Here is a 22892-nt window from a genome sequence, read left to right as displayed (position 1 = left end):
TATGTGGCATTTTGGTCACTCGCATCGACAATCTATTATTGCTCTCTTTGTGCTGACAGGCTTCTTGCCTGTCACGCAAGCCAGTGAAGAATCAACAGAAGCCTTTTTGCAAGCTCAAGTGAGATTAGGAACGTCCACTGGAAATGAAGCGTTGGTAGCACAATCGTTATACCGTTTATCATTAATTAAACCGAATGATCCTAATATCCTATTAATGCAAATTCAGTTTGCAATTAAACAAAAAGATAATGCAAAAGCACAGCGATTATTTACTCAATTAGGGGCTCAATTTCCACAATCAGAGCAATATCAGCGTGCAATAAAAACATTATCTCTAACAACAGATGTTAATAGACAAAAACTACAAAGAGCCCAGCTTTATCGAACGGCTGGGCGTTATGACGATGCACTAAATTTATACGATGAAATTTATCGAGGAATGCCCCCTGATGAAACATTAGCACTTGAATATATTCAAGTGCTAATGCAATCCTCTCATGAGGATAAATTAGACCGCCTTAACTCTATTTACCGCCAATATCCACAAAATACGAAAATAGCGGCGCTTTATCAGCAACAACAGCAATCTACCACAGTAGCAACGAGCACTGCTGCAACCCTAACATCAAAAGTAGATGTTACTTCATTGCCTATTGCTACATTAAAACAAAAAGTACGCCAACAACCGGATAATGCCGATGTGGTGGGTGCATTAGGGGTGCGCTATTCTCGTGCTAATCAACGTGGTGCGGCAATTTTTTATCTTTCTCAGGCGCTGAAATTAGCACCTAATCATGATAACAGTGGTCAATGGCGAACAATGTTGCAGTCTAATCAATATTGGTATTTACTTTCAAAAGCAGATGATGCCCTATTAAAACAAGATTATGAATTAGCTGCGCGCTATTTCAATCAACTTAATAAATTAAGCCCTTATGAAAGTGAACCTTATCTTGGCTTAGGGGATATCGCTGTTGCCCAGCGCCAATTGGAGATAGCGGAAACCCATTATTTACAGGCGTTAAAATATCAACCCAATCATGCTGCCACTTTACATAGTTTAGCGAAGCTTTATCGCCAACAGTCCCATGAAAAGGCACAACAATTTATTGCTAGTTTAACGCCAAGACAATATAAAAATTTGGCAGAAGATTATAGCTATATCATTTCAGGTATCAGACAAGATTTAGCCGCTGACGATGAGCATAAAGAACAATACCTAAGCGCGATTGAAAAACGTAAGGCAATTGCTAAAGATTATCCCAATGATATTTGGAATATTTATCGCCTTACTGATGATTTATTAATAACTCAACAAGCCCCTGTTGCTGAAGAATATTTTAATCAACTTAATCGCCGCCTCCCTAATGATCCCTCTCGCCTTTATGCCTATGCCTTATATCTGAATAAAACAGGACGAGAAACACAAGCCCTCAATACACTAGAAGCCATTCCATTACCCCAACGCAGTGAAAGTGTTAAAGCCCTAGACAGTCGATTACGCTTTGGTCAAACATTAGCGCATGCTGAGTCTCTACGTGCTAAAGGCCAAGAACAACAAGCTGTCGATTATCTTTTTGCTCATATTCCACCAGAGCAAAAAACTCAGACTTATTTGCTATTAGCAAACTGGGCTCAAGAGAGAAATAACCTTGAACAAGCTTTAAGTTATTACCATACTGCTCTAAATCTAGAACCTAACAATGAAACCGCATTATTAGGTGCGACAGATATCGCCTTAGAACAAGGTCAAAAAATACAGGCAAAATACTATCTTGCCAAAATAGAAACCCTTTCACCCAACCAATTTAATAGCAATTCTCTTAGACGTGTCGCCAATGCAGAAAAAGAGGTGGGTAATACCGAGAAAGCACAACACTACTTTGCTTACTTAGCCCGCCAAATTGAAATTGAACCCGACAGTGCGGATGCTTTAGTGTTACGAGATATTGGACGTTTTCAGCGTGATAGCCAACATCGTCAACAAGCCCACTATTATTATCAGCAAGCCATGATCAAGGATGGAATAACAGATAGGTTGCCAAAAAATAATAGTGAATACACTACGTTAATGCGTAATGACGAAAAAGATAATTGGTTATCTCGAAGCTTACGAGCTGATGCTGAATCACTCTATCGTCAGCAAGAGTGGCGTTTTACTCTTGAACATGATTACTGGGGCTCTAGTGGTAGTGAGGGCTATTCAAAACTACGTGCCCACACCACCATGTTACAACTTGATCACCCTGTTTATGATGGTCGTTTCTTCTGGCGAGCAGATTTAGTTAATCTCAATAGCGGAAAACTGGGTACATCACCTTATGATTCTAAATTTGGGTCTTGTTACCGTACAGGTTGTTCCCCACTAGAACAAAAAGCGTTTGGTGTCAGTCCTGCGATTGGCTGGGAAAATGGTCAATGGCAATGGGATCTGGGTACAACACCGTTAGGTTTTGAAGTCACAGATTGGGTCGGTAAAATTGCCTATAGTCGTGATGTTTTTAATGTTGGCTGGACACTTGATGTTCACCGTCGCCCAGTTAATAGCTCTTTACTTGCTTTTGGTGGTCAACGAGATATTTGGACTAACCAAATATGGGGCGGTGTGAGAAGAACGGGCGTTCGTTTAAGCGGGAGTTATGACTTAGGCGGAAAAGACGGCTACTGGGGGGAAGTTTCCATTGATAAACTGACAGGTAAAAACGTTGAAGATAATAGCAGTGTTCGAGGTATGGGTGGCTATTATTATAAACTTATCAATGAAAACAACCGCCGTGTTTCTGTCGGTTTAAGTACTATGCTTTGGCATTATGATAAAGACTTAAGCGGCTACACTTTAGGTCAAGGTGGCTATTATAGTCCACAAAAATATGTCTCTTTAGGGCTTCCCATTAATTATCGCGAACGTACTGAAAATTGGTCTTGGGAATTATCAGGCTCCGTTTCTTGGTCTTACTCTCAAACGGATGACAGAAAACGCTACCCCTTACAAAATCTCGTCTCCGTCGATAAGTTTAATCGCTATATGAATGAACTTAGTCCCGAAGATCGAGAAGAGATGATGAAACTTTATTATCAAGAGCGCAATGCGATTGATGAAGGTGACTCAGGTACTGGTGTTGGTTATACCGCAAGAGCATTAGTTGAACATCGCATTACACCGCATTGGTTTATTGGTGCCGCTATTGATATTCAACAAGCGAAAAACTATACCCCAAGCCATGCATTAATGTACTTACGCTATTCTTTTGATGGCTGGAATGGTGATTTGGATTTACCGCCAAATCCTCTTATTCCTTATGCTGACTTTAAATAATGTTCAATGTATTTAATATACAAACGGGAAGCACAGGCTTCCCGTTTAACATTTTGGCTAATACTGTAAGATTAAATTATCCTTGCGGCGATTTACGAAAAAGCCCAACAAATAGCCAGCCCACTATCATGGCAAGAACAAATAAAATACCTTGATAAAACCCAGCTCCGGCTAATACCAAACCAGGGCCTGGGCAAATTCCAGCTAATCCCCAACCAAGACCAAATAACACACTGCCTAACACCAATGGTTTATCAATGACTTTATTGGTTGGAATAGTTAAAGGGCACGCTAATACACTTTGTTGTCTACGGCGAGTTAATTGATAACCAATAATACTGACAACCAGGCCTGCGCCCATGATTATCAATAAAGAAGGATCCCAATTTCCTGTAATATCCAAAAATCCTAAGATTTTTTGCGGGTTACTCATACCACCAACAATCAATCCCGCACTAAAGAGAAGACCACAAAGAAAAGCAACGAGCTTTGTCATTTTGTTAGCCTCCTATTACATGGCGTTGAATATAAACAGTAATAAAAGCCGTCACCATAAACACCAAAACAGCAACTATAGAACGACGTGATAATCGCGCTAACCCACAAATACCATGACCACTTGTGCAACCATTACCTAAACGTGTCCCTGCTCCCACCAGCACACCGGCAATAATCAACATCCAAGGTGATGTTTCAATAACGGGTGACAAAGGGGTATCAAAAAAATAAAAGAGTGTAGGTGCGATTAACATGCCAACTAGAAATGCCCAACGCCAGCCATTCCCCTGCTGTTTTGTTGATAAAATGCCGCCTAAAATACCGCTTATTCCTGCAATGCGGCCATTAAATAACAGTAAAAGAGCGGCCGCAGCACCTATCATAAGCCCACCAATTGCCGCACTTAACGGCGTAAAGTGAACCCAATCTATATTCATAAATTAACCTGCTATAGGGCAATAAAGCTGATAAAGCGTATTGAGTAGCACTAATACTTTTTCATCAGCAATAGAATAGAAGATACGTTTTCCATCACGACGAGTATTCACTAACCCTTCATTTCGCAAAACGGTTAGTTGTTGAGAAAGTGTCGGTTGACGAATACCTAAACTCTCTTCTAATTCACTCACACTTTTTTCGCCCTGACTTAGCTGACACAATAATAAGAGGCGATCGCCATTTCCTAGCGTCTTAAGCATGCTAGACGCTTCATTAGCCGCCAATTTCATTGCATCTAATAAATCAGGTTGAACTCGTTGTGTCATGGTAAACTCCATAATCAATATACTTTTTAATAATATGTTAATTTATATATTGTGCAAGTTTTCTTTTTATTGCGTGTTTGTATAAGGCGCTATATGCTCTGTAACATGAAAACGGTAAGAGTCCCCATCGCCTTAGTGCAAAGCGTTATGCGAACACTGCGTGAAAAATTGCAGCAGGCTAATCTTTATCTTAATACAAATTACCCAGAACCTACTCTACATTATAATCAGAGAGGCACTATTGCAGGCAGTGCCTATTATGCAAATTGGGAAATCCGTATTAATCCTACATTATTGATTGAAAATAAACAGAATTTTATTGAGGAAGTTATTCCCCATGAATTAGCGCACTTATTAGTAAGCCGGCACTTTGGTCGTGTAGCGCCTCACGGGAAAGAATGGAAGTGGATGATGGAAACAGTGCTACACGTTTCGGCTAAACGTACTCATCACTTTGATGTCAGCGCCGTTAAAGCCAAAACGTTTCGTTATACTTGCCATTGTGAAGAAGAACACCAGTTGACCCTTCGGCGTCACAACAAAGTATTACGGGGTGAAACTCAATATCGCTGCCGCCATTGTCAGTCTATTTTACAGTTTATCGAGTACTAATTAGCGCAGGAAAAAATAAAGCCGATGTGTTTATTGAGTCACATCGGCTTTATCTTGGGAAAGAATACGTGGAATTGTCTTAAGCAAACTCGCTCATCACATGAGTCGCGATTTCAAAGTAGATAATAAGACCGGTACCATCAATTAATGTTGCGATAAACGGTGCTGACACAACCGCAGGGTCAATACCTAAACGCTTTAATACCATTGGAATAACAGACGATACAACCGCACTCCAAACCGTAATTGAAACAAGCGTTAAGCCAACAACAATCATCACTTCCATTCCGACACCTAAGAACCAAGCTCGCACAAAGCCTGCAATTCCCATGGTTAACGCAACCATGATAGATGTGGTTATCTCTTTTCTTAATACAGACCAAACATTGCGTAAGCTCACTTCCCCTAATGCCATCGCACGTACTAAGGTTGAGGTGATTTGTGTGCCACTGTTTCCCCCAGTACCAATCAGCAACGGAATAAAGAAGGCTAATGAAATTGCTGCTTCTAATCTATCCTCAAAGGCATGCAATACCGTACTGGTATACGCTTCTGCCACAAACAACATCAATAACCAGACAACACGTTTGCGCCATAATGTTACTGGGCTGGTTTCTAAGTAAGGCTGCTCTAAAGGTGATGACGCCCCTTGCATTTGTGCATCTAGGGTATTTTCATCTTCAATCAATTCAGCAATATCTTGTGGACGCAACACACCCACTAATTTACCAAAATGCATCACGGGTACGCTGTCTAAGCCACTCTGGCTAATCAATTGATACACATCATGTCGATTTTGCTCAGGTGATACTGAAAAAAAAGTGTGACGCATAACATCAGAAACAAACCGATCATTAGCCGCTGTTAATAATGATTTAACGGGTAAAATTCCATTAAGATAATTATCTTTATCAACTACATAAAGATAAGTTGGTATTAATTCATCTTTTAAATCATTAACAAGTTGAGCTTTCACATTTTCAACCGAATCAGCGACAGATACTGCTATATAAGACTGGCTCATATAAGCACTGATTGTTGCATCATCTTTTAAACGATTGTATTGATCTTGAGTTGAATTATTTTGCGGTGTATTTAAGGATGCATCTGCGACTAAAACAGCATCCATTTTATTTTGAATATTGAAGGTCATTTTTGTGGTTCCCTATTACTGTTTGTGTTTAGCAAATCAGTTCTCCATAGGGGCGAAACCAGAAGCGAGAATGCAAAAGCTATCTACACGTCTCGGTTTTAGCACTATACAACGTATCCAATAAATACTGGAAGTTACATGGGGATATACCTTCGGTCGATATATCCTGTCCTAATCTTGGGCGTCTCTCGACGTCGTCAGATCAGTAACCTGTGTTTGTATAGGAGCCTCGCCTAACGAGATACTGCCATTTTCTTGCGAATGCGCGGCGCATTATAACCACTCACTCTATAATGAAAAGCACGATAACGATGTTGTTTAAGTTCTATTGAAAAATAGCAGTCAGAATATTCACCGTATAATTAAATAATATAATTACATTCGAAAAGAAAATATAAAAAGGAGTAAAGTTTTCCTACGAAAGTTTACATCGTATAAAAAGAGATAAATTGTTTATTAATTGATTATTTAAATGCTAATTTTTGTACTCTTATTTCTTCTGCTTGTGAAAATATCTCTTTTACCGTTTTACCATCTAATGACTGGCACATTTTTCGGGTGATTAGATCAGCATTATTATGACGACCAGCAATCACTAAATCATTAAAGTTAATATCATTAAGCATTGCCAATTCTATTGCTTCGTCAAAACGTATTTGCTCATCAAGGGGGAGAGAATTACGCATTTCAACAATTGACATACGTAGTGACTCTACATTAGAGCCATCAAGGGTTTGTTGAGATTTTTCACAGCCAGATAACATGACACCCAATAAACAAATAACTAACAATTTTTTCATATACCCCCCCTTACCCAATCAATAACTTAAATAATAGCAGAATGTTTATAAGGAAACTCCCCACTCATTAAAATATATTTTCATGAAATCACCCTTTTCAATATTTTTATTATTCTAAATAAATAAAAACAGGGTTTAAATTAAAATAAAAGAGGGTATTTTCCGGATTAATGCCACATTTAATGGGAAGAATAGACATAAAAAACCCCGTTAATAAATTAACAGGGTAAAAAAACAGAAAAATAGAAGGAAAGAGTTTAATAAAAAAGAGATTATGCGAGCTCAACATCACCTTTTAAACGGCAGCTACATGCTAAGACATAGCCTTGAGCTATCTCTTCAGGCGTTAATGTACTGGTACTAGTAACATCATAATCACCACTAACAAGGCGCGTTTTACAACTACCACAAACTCCTGCACGACAAGCGGCAAAGACGGGAACTTTATTTTCTTCCATCGCGGATAATAAAGTGACGCCCACAGGCACTTTAATTTGTGATAGTGGATGGCGAATTGTCATGGTTAATTGTTCATTTTCATCAACACAAACAGGTTCATCGCCAAAACGTTCCATAAAGATATTCTCAGCAGGTACGCCAAGATTTCTTGCAAAACGTCCGGTGTCTTCCATATAACTGTTTGGGCCACAACACATCACGGTGCGACTTGCGATATCAGGCACTAATGCTGTTAATTTTTCTTGAGAAATACGTCCACTAAATAACCCTTTATTATCAGGTAATTTAGACATCATAATAAAATTCAGATTATAGGGATAAGCATTTGCTAATTCGATCCACTCTTTCTCAAAAATAAACTGGCTTTGTTCACGAATATTAAAAATAACTGTAATATCTGCCTTGGGTTGATTATTTAACAACCAACGTGTCATCGATATCACCGGAGTGATACCACATCCAGCCGCTAACATTAAATAGCGTGCACCTTCTTTACCAGCACAAGTAAATTCACCTTGGGCATCAGACAACCAGAGATAATCACCCGGTTTGACTTGTGATGTTAACCAACCTGAGCCCACCCCATTTTCTAAACGGCGAATGGTTAAGGTGATAAATGGGCTTAATCCTGGAGAAGATGAAATAGTATAAGCGCGCATAGTTTCATCACTATTATTAATACTCACCAGTGCAAACTGACCTGGTTTATAAGAATAAAAGTCATGATTAATTAAATTCAGTGTCCACACTTCAGGGGTTTCCTGATTTATTGAGTGAACTTGCATACGATTAGGACAAAGGGAAGTAGGCATCGTCATGGATATTGATTCCTTACCGAAGCCCGTAGGCTCCGGCAATGATGATGAATTAAACGATTAAGCTGAAAGAATATCTTTAAGATCTTGTTCTGGTGTAGTGATAGAACGCATACCAAATTTCTCATTTAACACCGCCAGCAGATTGTCCGTTAAGAACGCAGGTGCTGTTGGGCCGGTATAAATATTTTTCACGCCTAGCGAAAGCAATGTTAATAAAATAACAATCGCTTTTTGCTCAAACCAAGACAAAATTAAAGACAATGGTAAGTCATTTACACCACAACCTAATTTTTCAGCTAGATTAACGGCTAGCATAATCGCAGAGTAAGCATCATTACACTGACCCACATCAAGTAAGCGTGGTAAGCCTTCCAAGGTACCGAAATCTAATTTATTGAAACGGTATTTACCACAAGCCAATGTCATAATTAAACAATCCTGTGGAATTTCTCTTGCTAAATCAGTGTAGTAACTACGTTCACCACGACTACCATCACATCCACCTACTAAGAAAACGTGACGTAATTTTTTCTGTGAGACTAAATCAATCACTGTATCAGCCGCATTTAACAAGGTTTCACGACCAAAACCAACCGTAATTAAATGCTCAATTTCACTGTATGGGAAACCGTCTAATGATTGTGCTTGTTCAATCATGTCAGAGAAGTCATCACCAGTAATGTGTTTCACTCCAGGCCAACCAACAATACTACGTGTCCAGATACGGTCACCGTAATTACCCACATTAGGGTCGATAATACAGTTTGATGTCATTAATACTGGGCCTGGGAATTTCGCAAATTCGATTTGCTGATTCTGCCAACCGCTACCATAGTTACCCACTAAATGTTTGTATTTTTTCAGTTCTGGGTAGCCATGTGCTGGTAACATTTCACCATGAGTATAAATGTTGATGCCTTTGCCTTCAGTTTGCTCAAGCAGCATTTGTAGATCTTTCAGGTCATGACCTGAAATTAAAATAGCCTTACCCGCAATCGGACGCACATTCACAGTTACTGGCGTTGGGTTTCCGTAAGCTTGGGTTTCACCTTTATCTAGAATTGCCATAATGCGGAAGTTCATTTGACCAATGCCCATCGCACTTTCTAATAATTCATTCATGTCAGCAGGATCAGTACCTAACCACGCCATATAATGGTGATATTCTGCATAAATTTCATTATCATATTGACCTAAAACATGCGCATGCTCCATATAAGCAGCCGCCCCTTTTAAGCCATATAAACACAGCATACGTAAACCATGAAGATCGTCGCCAATTTTTGCTTTATCACCATTTAAGGCAAAAAGCTGGGCTTGTTTTTGTAAACTGTCTAAATCGTTACCTGCTAATTGAATTTCGGCTCTTGGATTTGTCACTTGAATCGCGGCATTTTTTGCTAATGTACGAGACTTCAAACTTTCGCGGAAATAGATAGCTTCTTTCGCATAACCCACAATACGATCAGAATCAAAATTGACGTTAGTTAATGTAGAGAAAAAAGCACGAGGTGCAAAACTATCTACATCATGATCAATAATATCGACACTACGCGCCGCTAATGCCCACGCTGAAAGCCCTTCTAATACTGCAACCAGCAAATCTTGAAGATCAGATGTTTCTGCCGTTTTACCACACATACCTTGCGCATAGGCACAACCATTACCTACAGGCGTTTTCATTGTTTGTTCACATTGCACACAATACATATCGTATTCCTTCTAATAAGAGATAACGCTTTATTTTTATAAGTTGCATTCCAGATGCAACATAAGGATACGCCATTTTTATCCGAGAGAAAGTGCAATATTGAACAATTTAAATGTTGTTTGATCTAACGCAATTTCTAGTAAATCTTTTAATATCTCTTTTTTTATCTTTTGATTTCACATAAATCTAAAACCTATTTTTTAAACAGATTGATTAATCGCATTACCTCATTGACGAGTAAATAAGAAAAAATATTTAAGAATAACTGATAGGTATTTTTTGTTTAATCGTATAAAGACTGAGAGATGAAACGATTAAGTTTATTCATTTTTGTTAAATCAGTAATATTCATTACTATTTTTTATAGTTAATATCACCTATTGCATCAATAGCTAATCAAATTATTTCATTTGATATATGTTATTAGCACGAGTATTACAAAATGAAACTATAAGTTTGAATGATGCTCACCCCTACATTGGAGATTAAAAATGATTAAATTAAATAATGTTCCATCAGAATTTCGCCCTCTAGAAAGCTACAAAATGCTAATTGGAGGAGAATGGGTAACTAGCACATCGCAAAAAACAACCAAAACCTATAGCCCAGCAACAGGTGAATTGTTAAGTGAATACCCATCAGGAAGTGCCGAAGATATTGACCGTGCAGTCACGGCTGCTCGTAAGGCATTCAAAACATGGAGCAAAACATCACCAGCAGAGCGTCAAGCCCTCTTATTAAAAATTGCAGATCGCTTAGAGCAAGAGCAAGAACGCTTTGCTTGGATTGAGTCATTAGACAATGGTAAGCCACTCAATGAGTCGAAAAACATAGATTTACCTGCCTCTATTGACCATTTTCGATATTTTGCAGGCGTGATACGCTCTCATACCGATGAAAGTGCCGTCCTAGACGAAAATACCATTAGCCTTGTTATTCGTGAGCCTATTGGGATTGTTGGCCAAATTATTCCATGGAACTTCCCATTATTAATGGCAGCATGGAAATTAGCGCCGGCAATTGCAGCGGGTGATACGGTGGTAATTAACCCAGCAACACTCACCTCCCTTTCATTATTAGAGCTAGGTCGTATTTTAAATGAAATATTACCTGCAGGTGTAATTAATATTGTTACGGGCCGTGGTTCTGTTGTAGGACAAGCTATTTTAGAACACGAAGATATTGATAAACTGGCGTTTACTGGTTCAACCAATGTGGGTTATACCGTAGCCGCCGCGGCTGCAAAAAAAATGGTTCCGGCAACACTGGAATTAGGGGGTAAGTCAGCCAATATCGTCTTCCCTGATGCGAACATGAAAAAAGCGGTCAAATACTCAGCATTGGCAATATTAATGAACCAAGGACAAGCTTGTGAATCAGGTTCACGTTTGTTCTTACACAAAGATATCCATGATGAATTTTTGAAAGCATTAAAAACTGAATTTGAGAGTATTCGTGTCGGTGATCCCCTTGATCCTAATACACAAATGGGTACACAAGTTAGCCAAGATCAAATGGATACTATCTTAGGTTATGTTGAACTCGCGAAGAAAGAAGGTGCAACTATTTTAACGGGGGGTGAACGCATTACAGGTGAAGGTTATGATGACGGCTTCTTTGTTCGTCCAACCATTATCATCAATGCGACTAACCAAATGCGGGTTGCTCGTGAAGAAATTTTTGGGCCTGTATTGTGTGTTATTCCATTCGAAAATGAAGATGAAGTGATCGAAATGGCAAATGATTCAGAATATGGACTTGGTGGTGGTGTTTGGACACAAGATATTAACCGTGCCTTACGTGTTGCAAAAGCAGTAAGAACGGGCCGTATGTGGGTTAACACTTATCATGAACTTCCTGCTCACGCCCCATTTGGGGGATATAAAAAGTCAGGTTTAGGTCGTGAAACACATAAAATGATGCTAGATGCGTATAGCCAAGTGAAAAACATCTTTATCAGCATGAAAGAATAAATTTATCTCTTTTCAAAATTCTTATAAATATAATATCTATACTCATCTCTTTGCCTTCTCCCCAGAAGGCTTTTTATTATCTGTAATTTCTTACACTTTAGGTTATCACCATAAAAAACCGTATGCCAAATTCTAAGTTGCATACGGTTTTTTATTGTATTTTTATCTTAACCAATAAGTAAGAACGAGTTACTCTGCCTCAGCTTCTTTTTTGTTCTCTGAATGAGTTTCTTTATCTAACCCAATATTATCAGCGTTAACGTCTTTTATATGATCTTTTGTTAAACGATAAACAACGGGGCTCAATAAGGCTAATGCAATTAAGTTAGGAATAGCCATCATTGCATTAAGGGTATCAGCCAATAACCAAACAAACTCTAATGATTGTGTCGCCCCCACCGGTAATGCAATCAGCCATGCAATACGAAATGGCATAATAGCTTTAGGTCCAAAAAGATATTGCACACATTTCTCACCGTAAAAACTCCAACCTAAAATAGTGGTAAATGCAAAAATGGCTAATGCAATGGCCACAATATAGTTACCGCCCGGAATAGCGATAGAGAATGAGGCGGCAGTTAATGTTGCTCCACTTTGTCCTGTTAACCATTGTCCCGTAATAACAATCGTTAATCCTGTAACAGAACAGACAATAATGGTATCAATAAAGGTACCCAACATTGCAATCAAACCTTGGCGGACCGGGTTTTGTGTTTTTGCTGTTGCGTGTGCTATAGGCGCACTACCTAATCCTGCTTCGTTAGAAAAAACACCACGCGCGACACCAAAACGGATCGCAGCCCAAACGGCCGCCCCCGCAAAGCCACCTTGTGCTGCAACTGGCGTAAATGCAGACTTAACAATCAACACAATGGCATCAGGAATAGCGGTTGCATTAAGTGCCAAAACAACAATACCAGCACCAAAATAACCCACCGTCATAATGGGAACTAATTTACCCGCAACATCAGCGATTCGTTTAATTCCCCCAATTAAAACTGCCCCCACTAAAACTACGAGTACAATGGCAGTAATGGTGGTTGAAATTCCAAAATTACTCTGTAATACATCGGCTACTGAGTTGGCTTGTACCGTATTACCAATACCAAAACCAGCAAAGCTTCCGAAAACAGCAAAAACAGTGCCTAGCCAAACCCAATTTTTACCCAAACCATTCTTGATGTAATACATTGGGCCACCTACATAGTTTCCGTATTTATCTACTTCACGAAAACGTACGGCTAATACGGCCTCAGAATACTTTGTTGCCATCCCCACTAACGCAGTCATCCACATCCAAAACAATGCACCTGGCCCCCCTAATACAACTGCGGTTGCAACACCAGCAATATTACCGGTTCCTATCGTTGCTGACAGTGCCGTCATTAATGCATTAAATGGCGATATTTGCCCTTCACCTCTTTTATCATTTTTTTCAAATAAAAGCTTAAACCCCGTACCCAACTTCCGAATAGGTAAAAAACCAAGCCGAAACTGCATAAAAAGACCAATACCGAGAATACCAACAAGCATCGGCACTCCCCACACCACGCCATTTATAGCGCTTAACATATTTGTGATGAAATCCATAATTTACCCTTTTTCGTCCAAATGTTATCTAAATATGTATTTTTTGTTATCAATTACACTAAAGATGAAAAAGTCAAAATATGCTAGAAAAAAAAACAACTAACTCTAAACTTGATGGCGTTATGTGAGAAATATCACTTCATTATTAAATTACGCTATCATTAGGTTCATCATTACAATACTTAAATCAAAGTTATGCATAATCATAAATCAGCACAGAACACCCAAAATGCACGGCGCTTTAATTTGTTCAGAAAAGCGCAAGAAACTAACCTTGCACCACTGAAAATTCTGCTATTGTCTGCAATAGTCGGCTCCTTGGCTGGATTAGTCGGTGTTTTATTTGAAAAAAGTGTAAGTTGGGTGATTAATTTCAGACAAGAAGAACTCATTAAAAGCTTCACTAATCCTTATATTCTAGCAACCAGTACGTTACTTTTTTCCTCGCTTCTTGCCATGCTGGGATACTATTTAGTGAAGAAATATTCACCCGAATCAGGCGGTTCTGGAATACCTGAAATTGAAGGTGCCATGATAGATATTCGCCCTGTTCGTTGGTGGCGAGTATTACCGGTAAAATTTATTGCCAGTATTGGGACTTTAGGCTCTGGCATGGTATTAGGGCGAGAAGGCCCAACGGTTCAATTAGGGGCCAATATTGGTCAGCTAGTTAATGACATTTCCCGCATAAATGATAAAGAATCACGCCACACGTTATTAGCGACAGGTGCAGCCGCTGGGTTAACAGCCGCTTTTAATGCACCACTTGCAGGTATTTTATTTATTATTGAAGAGATGCGCCCTCAATTTAAATATAGCCTTATTTCAATTAAAGCCGTTTTTATTGGTGTGATTATGTCTTGTATTGTCTTTCGCCTTTTTAATGGTGAAGGCGGTGTCATTCATATTGGTAAGTTTTCATCAGCCCCCCTCAATACCCTTTGGTTATATTTAGTATTAGGTATGTTATTTGGTGTTATTGGCGTCATCTTCAGCAAACTTCTTTTTTATGTTCAAACTCAATTTCAACGTTTTTATCAAGATAAAACATCCCGTTTTGTTTTAATGGGGGGTATTATTGGTGGGCTTTGTGGCTTATTAGCATTAATCATTCCTGAAATAACGGGCGGTGGATTTAACATCATTCCCTCACTAAGCACAGGCCAATACTCTCTTATCGCATTGTTACTGTTCTTTGTTTTACGAACCATAACATCGATTATTAGTTTTGCCTCTGGCGCGCCAGGGGGAATATTCGCACCAACACTGGCATTAGGTACACTGTTTGGTAGTGCATTCGGATTAACAGCAACGTTACTTTTTCCTGATTACCAAATTCAAATTGGTACTTTTGCCATTGCGGGGATGGGCGCTTTATTTGCTGCAACAGTAAGGGCCCCTCTAACAGGGATCGTCTTAGTTTTAGAAATGACCGATAATTATCAACTGATTCTTCCGATGATCATCACTTGCTTAGGAGCCACTATGTTGGCACAGCTATTAGGTGGTCGCCCTATTTACACCGTTTTATTAGAACGGATATTACAAAAATCTGAGGATAAAGAACCTGAAGATAAAGCCAATGAGCTTAAAAAGGATAAATCACGACAATAATAAAACAGGCTCAAGAAGATAAAAAAATACCCCAAATCATTGAGGTATTTAAAAAGAGATAATTAATTTAAATTATTTTTTACGTGCAATTAAAGTGGCAAAATTCAAGGCAATACGATTACCATTTGCATCAGTTTTGTGTAATTGACCTGGGTTTTCATTATATTTAATGATTTCCCAGTCTTTATAATAATCAGATAGCTCACCTTGACGTAAAAATGTTTTAAATGGAATTTCCGCAGGATCACTATTCGCTGTTTCAACAGGGCAAACAATCACATTAATACCATTATTATTGGTACATTCCTGCATATTTTTAATAATATTTTCAATACGTTCACGCTGACAGAACATCAGTACAACGGTTGAGATAATAATGTCATATTTTTCCGTTAAAGAGGCCTCATTAATATCGTATAAGCCACTTTTCACTGCTAAACCTGTTTTAGCTTTCACGGTTTCAATCGCATCGATATGCGAGGCATTAATATCTAACGCCGTGACATCATAACCTTGCGACGCTAAATAAAAGCTATTACGCCCACGCCCTGCGCCTAAATCTAAGACCTTACAAGGCTGGGTAAATGTTGCCATGTAACGGACTTCAGAATGCGGTAGTGATAAATCATTTTCTTTAAAGAGTTTATCATCAGGAGCACATAAAAAAGAGAGCTGGCAACGCACATCATCACTCGCCTTATCTATTTTATGCCACTGCTGAGGTTGAATTAACGGTGGTTGATTTTCCGTATCACAATCCACAGAAACTTGTGAACCATCATCATTAAATACCACAAATGTCATATTACCTTGCAGAACACGCATTTGGGCATAAGTCCCCTCTTTTGTATTGTGGCGCTCTAATAACGCTAAAGGAATTGATGTTCGTGTCCACTCTGGCATTGTTTTATAACTAACAAGTTCCATAATTCGACCTCTTTTAAGATGTATTTTAAATACATCTTATGGTAATCATTATCGTTCGTAAAGACCGTTTTATCAAAATTATGATTTTAAATATTTGTTTAAAAGCAAATCAGTTACATCTGATGAAGAAATAGATTCACCGCATAAAACTTTCATCATAATTTCTTTACCTAACGACGCTAAAGAAAACAACATATCAGGACGTAACCGACTGATTTTATCCCTATTTTCATCTTGGTTAATAATGGTAATTAATTTGGCATTAACATGAGAACATTCTTGGATAGTGAGTAAAATAAACGTATTTTCTGCATCACTCTCAGATAATGTTGCCACCCAACTCGCCTTGCTAATATTAGCAGACAGTAATGTTTTAAGATTAGTTGGATCACCTTCAATGATATTGGCTTGTGCGTCATAAACAGCTTTACTTTTATCTGTACAAATTGCAATCACCGGTTTTCCCTGTTCTCTTAATCCTTTTTCTAATTGAGAAGCTAATGCTGATGAACCAATAATAATAAAATGATTATGCATTTTAGCGATCCTTTTCTTAACAATATCGCGAGTCCCACGAGCAAGAAATCCCATAACATAGACAATGGATGTAGTGAAAACAGTTATTCCCAAAATAACAACGGTAAGTGTAAAAATACGAGCATTTGTGCTAATAGGCACAATATCGCCAAATCCTAATGTCGTCATGCACACAATGGAAAAATAAAATGCATCCATTAACGTTGTAATGTGAGGTTTAAATTCATCACCAATATAAAGGCTTCCCAACATTGAGAATAACAGCAAAGATAGGATACAAATAAAAGCAACAAACCCTGCACTGGTTAAACTATGGTGTGGAAATGCTCGCCAACTAATTAATAATCCAATAGCTAAAATAAAAGAAAAATAAGCTTGAAAGCCAATTTGCTGATAAACCGCAACATCAAGAAAAACGATAGTGGCTAATAAAATCAAAGAAACACACCATGCTATTCTTGCACCTAAATACATAAATATTGAGAGTAGCATTAATGCACAGGCTAACATCACCTTAGGTATATCAAGCAGCTTTAATACGCCTAATGATTTAAGCCACGCAGAAAAACCATGTATTTCCCAATCCAAATAAATACCACGGGACAACAAAATTGAGTAAATGATAAAAATGCCATTTAAGATAAGTAATAAAGACATCATTTTTCTTGTCAGTTTAGATGTCTCTATCACATTTAGTATTGCAGATAGTTTCATATTAGATATCGTGAATACTCAATTAGTTATTTAAAGGAATGTTATCCAATCCTTGAAATTTAAAAGGTGCTGCGGGTTTAAAGTGACCTGTTGCATTAGCAGAATAAATGGTTGATTGCTCTTCACCCAATGTTAATGTCATCACTTTTCCGCTCTCGGTTGAAAAATCAATTTCCTTTAAGTTAACCCAAAATGTATTTGGTGATAATGCAGATTCAAAAAAATATAATTGGTTTTTATGATCAGCAACGGTTCTCCAACGAGTCGATGATATTTCTGGTGATTCCTCAGTACTTAATCCATAAGGTACTGACACATTTCTGATCACGCCAAACACACTGGCAAGCGCTTTTTTACTTGATTGTGCTTTAGGAATAGCATTCACATAAAAAGATGCTCTGGCAAAACGATCTGAGGCACGATTAGTCCCTGGTAACATCACAGTTCCACCGATTTGTTGCCAATAACTATTTAATGCTAATTGTTCTGAAAAAACAGGGGAATTCGTCATCACTTGATACGTATTGCTGTGATGGATCACTTGTTTACCGTTGATATACTCAATGATGGCACTATCACCAGTGGCATCAGAAAGAGATAGATGCAACGTTGCCATTCTGTCTTGTCCTGGCACGTTATCCGTCAATACGATAAACGGTTCACTTTCTAATGCATTTACAGCTTCTTCCACTGAAGCAAAATTATCCAATACATATTGTGCCCACGCTGAAATTGAAATAGCGGGTTTTTCTTTGGTATAAGCAGGATAATCAGATTCAGCCAACCATAATAAATTAGCGACTAATCCTTTTTCATTCATCCCATCTGTCGTTGAAATATCATAACCAGACGCAATAACACTGCCATATTTCGATATCCATTTAATCGAATTATCACCCGCTTCTCCTGAGCGTTGCATACCTTGAGGAAATATCCATAAGTTTGTTCCTATGTCATATTTCCAGTCCATTGAACGAGCTGTAATAATTTGATTATTATCGCCTAAATAGACAAGTCGAGTACATGCATCAACCTCTGTCACACCTGCTGTTAAAAAACCAGAAATAAGTAAAGTGCCCAAAAAAGCATGACGTAATATTTTCATTATTGACTCTATTCCCGTTAAATAAATGAATGAAATGGCGAAAACTCTTCTTCTTTTTTATTTTTTGCTCTTACATAAAATAGATTAGCTGATAAATAGGCCTTGATTAACTCTATGAAAAAATAAGAACTATTGTCTTAGTATAAAACAACTCATCATAATTGCGCATAAAAAAACCGATACACTAAGGTATCGGTTTATCAATCATCTAGATAACCAGGGATTTTATTTTCTTACAAAAAGCACTTAATTAAGCCTTTTTAACACCTTCAACAGAGATTATTAATTCTGCTTCTTGTGATTTTGGTCCTAAATCTGATTTTATATTAAATTCTTTCAGGTTTACTTTACCTGTTGCTTCAAAACCAGCACGGTAACCTTTCCAAGGATCGGTGCCTTCACCAATTAATTTTGCATTTAATGAAATCGGTTTAGTCACACCATTTAATGTTAAATCACCTGCAACTACATAGTTTTCACCATCACGAGTAACTTGGGTTGAGACAAACCGTGCTTCAGGGTATTTACTTGAATTAAAGAAGTCAGCACTGCGTAAATGTTTATCACGCTCAGCATGGTTTGTGTCCAGACTTCCAGTTTTAATCACAACATCAACTTTATCTTTTGACGGGTCTTCTTTGTCATAACTAAAGGTACCATCAAAATCTTTAAAGGTGCCGTATAACCAACTATAACCTAAGTGTTGAATACGAAATTGTACAAATGCATGTTGACCTTGCTTATCTATAGCATAATCTGCTGCTAAAGCGGTACTTGCATTTAATAACAACGCACCTGCAGTTAAACCCAATAAAGCTTTCTTAAACATGGTTATCTCCATAATCTTGTTTTATAAATATAATTATTTAGTTCGCATTCCTAGCATGCGTTTTAACGTAATATCTTTATCAATAAAGTGATGTTTTAAAGCACCTGCAGCATGTAATAGCGATAACAAAACAACAGCCCATGCTAAATAAAGATGAATATCTCCTGCTAAATCTGCTTGTTGGCCTTCTCCTGTAAAAAGAGCGGGTACAGTAAACCAATCAAATACAGATATTGCTTGACCATCAGCCGTTGAAATTAAATAACCACTGATAAGAATAGAAAATAAGATTAAATATAAAAGCATATGTGCGATATGAGCACTAATTCGAGTCAATTTACTGTAGCTTGATAAGGCTTTAGGAGGTGGAGACATCCAACGCCATATCACGCGCAATATCAGAATAATAAATAATAGAATACCTACACTTTTATGTATTTCAGGAGCAGAATGATACCAACTATCATAATATCCTAGTGTCACCATCCACAGCCCTAAAGCAAACATGCCATAGACAGTAAGTGCCGAGCCCCAGTGTAAAAGAAGTGATAAGTGCCCGTAGCGAGACGTATTATTTCGCCATTGCATAATAAAAACCCAATCGTTTCTAATTCATTAAAATAATGTTATCTAGTCTAGTGGATTGAAAATAAAATGTTAGCCCAATATTCAACAAATAATTTGCTTATCTTTATCAATAATAATCAATAAGTAATGAGCTCTTATTAGTTACTATGTTGATTATTTAATCAATGAAATTGTTGGAAATAGCGTATCTAAAAAAATAAAGGCATAAGAGGTAATAAGCATAATGAAATGAATTAAGCGAAGAATAAAGCATCATACATAAAATAAGGTCAAGACGACAATTGTCTAACCTTAATAACAACTGTATTTCGTCCTTATCCTAAATTAGAACTAATTAGACAGAATACGATAATAATTAAGGGAACAGTAAAAAAAACAGATAACCAACGCATTTCACGTACAACACCAAAAATAATACCCACAATACAAATAAAAAAAATAACAGGCATCATTTCTGAGTAGTGATCATGAAAATAGTGCATTAATAAATTAATCCACGGATGATCGTTTTGCATATAAAAATTTCAACCAATAAAAGTAAATTTTAATTAAGATAGTGATAAATTACTATCATTAACAAATAAAACAAGCGTCGTATTATAAATATCAATCATTGCGCACAAAGATATTAATAAACTTCATATTTAAAATAATACACACTACCGCAATAAGAAAAAACAAACTAAGCTAAATTTACAACAAAATAAAATGAAATAGGTTAAATAAAACAAAACGGCTTAAATTAAGATGATATTGTTATTAATGTCATCTTAATTAAATGAAATAATAATTTCACTCAACACCAAATAAAGAAAATTAATTTCAATTGGTAATAATTGAATTAATAACAAACAAATAAAATAGAGTTTTAAACATCAAATAATTGCCTTTAGGTTATTCATTTACTTGGAATTAACTCTATATTTCATTTTAATTACTATTAGCTAAAAACATTCAAATTCCACGCAAAAAACACTACAATTACAGCAGTATTTTTATTGAGGGCACTATGTCTACTGCAACAAATCTGAATGAACTACAGGAACAAGTTCGCTCCCGCTATAATGGATTAAGTAAAAGGCTACAGCAGGTTGCACATTATCTACTTGATAATAAAAACAGTGTGGCATTTGATACAATTGCAATCCTTGCAGATAAAGCAAATGTTCCTCCATCGACATTAATTCGTTTTGCCAATGCATTTCATTTCAATGGTTTTAATGAAATGAAACAGTTATTTCAACATCATTTGATGAATGAAATGGTAAATGAAAATGAAAATTTAACTTATAAACAGAAATATAAAGAGGAACCACCCAATCTGAATGAGCCAGCCTATATTTTGCAAGAATTTGCGCAAGCAAATAGCCATTCATTGCAACAATTGGCTAATCAGACTCACAGAGAAATGTTAAATAAAACATTACAATTACTCGAACATGCTGAAACAATTTATATTTGTGGCTTTCATCACTCATTCAGTGCTGCAAGTTATTTTTTTCATGCACTCTCGCACATCCCCTGTGAAACCGTTTTTGTAAACAGCTTAGGGGGAATGTATAAAGAGCAATTGAGAAATATCACACATCGAGATCTGCTCTTTGGCATTCATTTCCACCCGTATTCAGATGAAATGCAAAAAATGTGTGAAATGGCAACATACAAAGAAGCAAAACAGATAGTAGTGACAGATAGCCCCATTAGCCCATTGGCTAGTTTGAGTGATGTTTGTCTAACAGTAAAAGAAGCTCAAATAAAAACTTTTCGTTCTCAAACATCAACAATGTGTTTACTACAAGCAATCTCAGTTGCTTTTGCCTTCCGAAAAAAACATTAGTTAAGCTTTTATCCTAAACTGCATCTTAATTAAGGTGCAGTCCTTTGAAACATAAAGTCTACATACTCATTTTTCTAATAGGATTAGAATACAATAATTATCTATACATTAAATAACTTAGAATTTTATTTAAAACTATTTTTAAGAGTAATTCCAGAATGTTTTATTTGAGATGAAAAAAACAATCATTTAGCATTGTTTTATTCCCCCTGACTCTCTTTACAGGATTAAATAAAATGCTATTTAAAAAATTATTTTTACTGATTTTATTATTTCCATGCTTCTCTTATTCAAACACTCATTCAATAAAAGAAGATAAAGAAACACCTATTTTAATTAACATTCCCAGTGTTTCATTGGGAGATAACAGCAAAGCCTCAGGTAATGGTTCTATTGCAATAGGAACAAATAGCCAAGCTAAAAATATGCACTCTGTTGCCATTGGCTACAATGCATTATCAACAGAAGAAAATACCGTTTCATTTGGAAATATTGAAAATAAATATACGTCAAGATTAGTAAATATTAGCGAAGGCAAAGATAATACAGATGCGGTTAATTTTATTCAAACAAAAAAAATGGTAGATAAAAACAGAATAACAACAAATAATACACTTAATCAGCTTAAAAGAAGTATAAATGCAGATATCAGTAATATTAAAACCAATCTTACTGATTTTGATAACTACTATAAAAAAAGACAAGCCTCTATTACTGATGAAATATCCCATTTAGATAAAAAAATCATTTCGTTAGAAAAAAAAGTCTTTGCAGGTATTGCATCTACCGTTGCGATGACGAGTATTCCTTATCTTGCTCACCATACCTTTAGTGGCGGAATTGGTATCAGTAATTACCGCACAGGGACAGCACTTGCGGGAGGTGTACAATATAAACCAAATAATAATACAGCATTTAGATTAAACTCATCGATAAACAGTGAACAAGAAATTATTATCGGTGGCGGATTAGCTTATGGTTGGTAACCCTCTTCTTTCTCTATAATTTTATAGTTTAAGTTAAAAAAATATTACTATAAATAATGCA

At 36.9% G+C, this 22892-nt stretch carries 20 protein-coding genes and 1 riboswitch; of the genes, 6 read left to right on the top strand and 14 right to left on the bottom strand.

Annotation, left to right across the window (positions count from 1 at the left end):
* Position 1: 1 nt before the first annotated feature.
* On the top strand, positions 2 to 3316 hold the full coding sequence (bcsC, locus tag INT04_RS02920) for a cellulose synthase complex outer membrane protein BcsC (protein WP_193014662.1): 3315 nt from the start codon (positions 2 to 4) through the stop codon (positions 3314 to 3316).
* 76 nt (positions 3317 to 3392) lie between these two features.
* On the opposite strand, the gene INT04_RS02915 is transcribed toward bcsC, so the two are convergent.
* The 3 genes from INT04_RS02915 to INT04_RS02905 are packed head-to-tail and all read right to left on the bottom strand — an operon-like array spanning position 3393 to position 4578.
* Positions 3393 to 3812, bottom strand: a complete 420-nt coding sequence (locus INT04_RS02915) for a DUF6691 family protein (RefSeq protein ID WP_193014661.1) — start codon at positions 3810 to 3812, stop codon at positions 3393 to 3395.
* 4 nt (positions 3813 to 3816) lie between these two features.
* Positions 3817 to 4251, bottom strand: a complete 435-nt coding sequence (locus INT04_RS02910; protein WP_193014660.1) for a YeeE/YedE family protein — start codon at positions 4249 to 4251, stop codon at positions 3817 to 3819.
* 3 nt (positions 4252 to 4254) lie between these two features.
* The gene (locus INT04_RS02905) at positions 4255 to 4578 is read right to left on the bottom strand and encodes an ArsR/SmtB family transcription factor (protein ID WP_036912417.1); all 324 of its coding nucleotides are present in this window, start codon (positions 4576 to 4578) and stop codon (positions 4255 to 4257) included.
* 105 nt (positions 4579 to 4683) lie between these two features.
* Between INT04_RS02905 and INT04_RS02900 the strand changes: the two genes are divergently transcribed.
* Positions 4684 to 5190, top strand: coding sequence for a SprT family zinc-dependent metalloprotease (locus tag INT04_RS02900; protein WP_193014659.1), 507 nt, complete (start codon positions 4684 to 4686; stop codon positions 5188 to 5190).
* Positions 5191 to 5269: 79 nt separating this feature from the next.
* Here INT04_RS02900 and mgtE read toward each other — a convergent pair whose 3' ends face one another.
* From mgtE to hcp, 4 genes are all read right to left on the bottom strand, one after another.
* Entirely contained in the window at positions 5270 to 6343 is a 1074-nt protein-coding gene (gene mgtE / locus INT04_RS02895) for a magnesium transporter (RefSeq protein ID WP_193014658.1), read from the bottom strand.
* A 76-nt stretch (positions 6344 to 6419) separates the two neighbouring features.
* A riboswitch (M-box (ykoK) riboswitch) is annotated at positions 6420 to 6591 on the bottom strand.
* A 216-nt stretch (positions 6592 to 6807) separates the two neighbouring features.
* Positions 6808 to 7143 carry a DUF6694 family lipoprotein gene (locus tag INT04_RS02890; RefSeq protein WP_193014657.1) on the bottom strand — a complete coding sequence of 112 codons (336 nt, stop codon included), beginning with the start codon at positions 7141 to 7143 and terminating at the stop codon, positions 6808 to 6810.
* A gap of 272 nt (positions 7144 to 7415) precedes the next feature.
* On the bottom strand, positions 7416 to 8420 hold the full coding sequence (gene hcr / locus INT04_RS02885; RefSeq protein ID WP_193014656.1) for an NADH oxidoreductase: 1005 nt from the start codon (positions 8418 to 8420) through the stop codon (positions 7416 to 7418).
* A gap of 57 nt (positions 8421 to 8477) precedes the next feature.
* Positions 8478 to 10130, bottom strand: coding sequence for a hydroxylamine reductase (gene hcp / locus INT04_RS02880; protein ID WP_193014655.1), 1653 nt, complete (start codon positions 10128 to 10130; stop codon positions 8478 to 8480).
* A 492-nt stretch (positions 10131 to 10622) separates the two neighbouring features.
* Between hcp and INT04_RS02875 the strand changes: the two genes are divergently transcribed.
* Entirely contained in the window at positions 10623 to 12104 is a 1482-nt protein-coding gene (locus INT04_RS02875; protein ID WP_193014654.1) for an aldehyde dehydrogenase family protein, read from the top strand.
* Positions 12105 to 12293: 189 nt separating this feature from the next.
* Here INT04_RS02875 and INT04_RS02870 read toward each other — a convergent pair whose 3' ends face one another.
* The gene (locus tag INT04_RS02870; protein ID WP_193014653.1) at positions 12294 to 13694 is read right to left on the bottom strand and encodes an alanine/glycine:cation symporter family protein; all 1401 of its coding nucleotides are present in this window, start codon (positions 13692 to 13694) and stop codon (positions 12294 to 12296) included.
* Positions 13695 to 13889: 195 nt separating this feature from the next.
* Between INT04_RS02870 and clcA the strand changes: the two genes are divergently transcribed.
* Complete coding sequence (clcA, locus tag INT04_RS02865; protein WP_193014652.1) at positions 13890 to 15308, top strand: H(+)/Cl(-) exchange transporter ClcA; 1419 nt, start codon at positions 13890 to 13892, stop codon at positions 15306 to 15308.
* Between the two features lie 72 nt (positions 15309 to 15380).
* On the opposite strand, the gene tehB is transcribed toward clcA, so the two are convergent.
* The 6 genes from tehB to INT04_RS02835 all read right to left on the bottom strand — a co-directional run bounded on the left by tehB (position 15381) and on the right by INT04_RS02835 (position 20523).
* Complete coding sequence (tehB, locus tag INT04_RS02860; protein WP_193014651.1) at positions 15381 to 16235, bottom strand: SAM-dependent methyltransferase TehB; 855 nt, start codon at positions 16233 to 16235, stop codon at positions 15381 to 15383.
* Positions 16236 to 16313: 78 nt separating this feature from the next.
* Positions 16314 to 17429, bottom strand: coding sequence for an NAD-binding protein (locus tag INT04_RS02855; protein WP_226893943.1), 1116 nt, complete (start codon positions 17427 to 17429; stop codon positions 16314 to 16316).
* Between the two features lie 79 nt (positions 17430 to 17508).
* The gene (locus tag INT04_RS02850; protein ID WP_193014828.1) at positions 17509 to 18594 is read right to left on the bottom strand and encodes a linear amide C-N hydrolase; all 1086 of its coding nucleotides are present in this window, start codon (positions 18592 to 18594) and stop codon (positions 17509 to 17511) included.
* Positions 18595 to 18841: 247 nt separating this feature from the next.
* Positions 18842 to 19420, bottom strand: a complete 579-nt coding sequence (locus tag INT04_RS02845) for a YceI family protein (RefSeq protein WP_193014649.1) — start codon at positions 19418 to 19420, stop codon at positions 18842 to 18844.
* 33 nt (positions 19421 to 19453) lie between these two features.
* Positions 19454 to 20008, bottom strand: coding sequence for a cytochrome b (locus tag INT04_RS02840; protein WP_193014648.1), 555 nt, complete (start codon positions 20006 to 20008; stop codon positions 19454 to 19456).
* A 314-nt stretch (positions 20009 to 20322) separates the two neighbouring features.
* Positions 20323 to 20523: a hypothetical protein gene (locus INT04_RS02835; RefSeq protein ID WP_193014647.1), complete on the bottom strand. Its 201-nt coding sequence runs from the start codon at positions 20521 to 20523 to the stop codon at positions 20323 to 20325.
* A gap of 494 nt (positions 20524 to 21017) precedes the next feature.
* On the opposite strand from INT04_RS02835, the gene INT04_RS02830 reads away from it, so the two are divergent.
* Both INT04_RS02830 and INT04_RS02825 read left to right on the top strand, forming a co-directional pair.
* Positions 21018 to 21845 carry a MurR/RpiR family transcriptional regulator gene (locus INT04_RS02830; RefSeq protein ID WP_193014646.1) on the top strand — a complete coding sequence of 276 codons (828 nt, stop codon included), beginning with the start codon at positions 21018 to 21020 and terminating at the stop codon, positions 21843 to 21845.
* 236 nt (positions 21846 to 22081) lie between these two features.
* Positions 22082 to 22831, top strand: coding sequence for a YadA-like family protein (locus INT04_RS02825; protein WP_193014645.1), 750 nt, complete (start codon positions 22082 to 22084; stop codon positions 22829 to 22831).
* The last annotated feature ends 61 nt before the right edge of the window (positions 22832 to 22892 follow it).

Source organism: Proteus sp. FME41 (assembly GCF_014897315.1).
Taxonomy (GTDB): domain Bacteria; phylum Pseudomonadota; class Gammaproteobacteria; order Enterobacterales; family Enterobacteriaceae; genus Proteus.
Note: the sequence above shows the minus strand (reverse complement) of the source record. Positions and strands in the feature narration are given on the sequence as shown.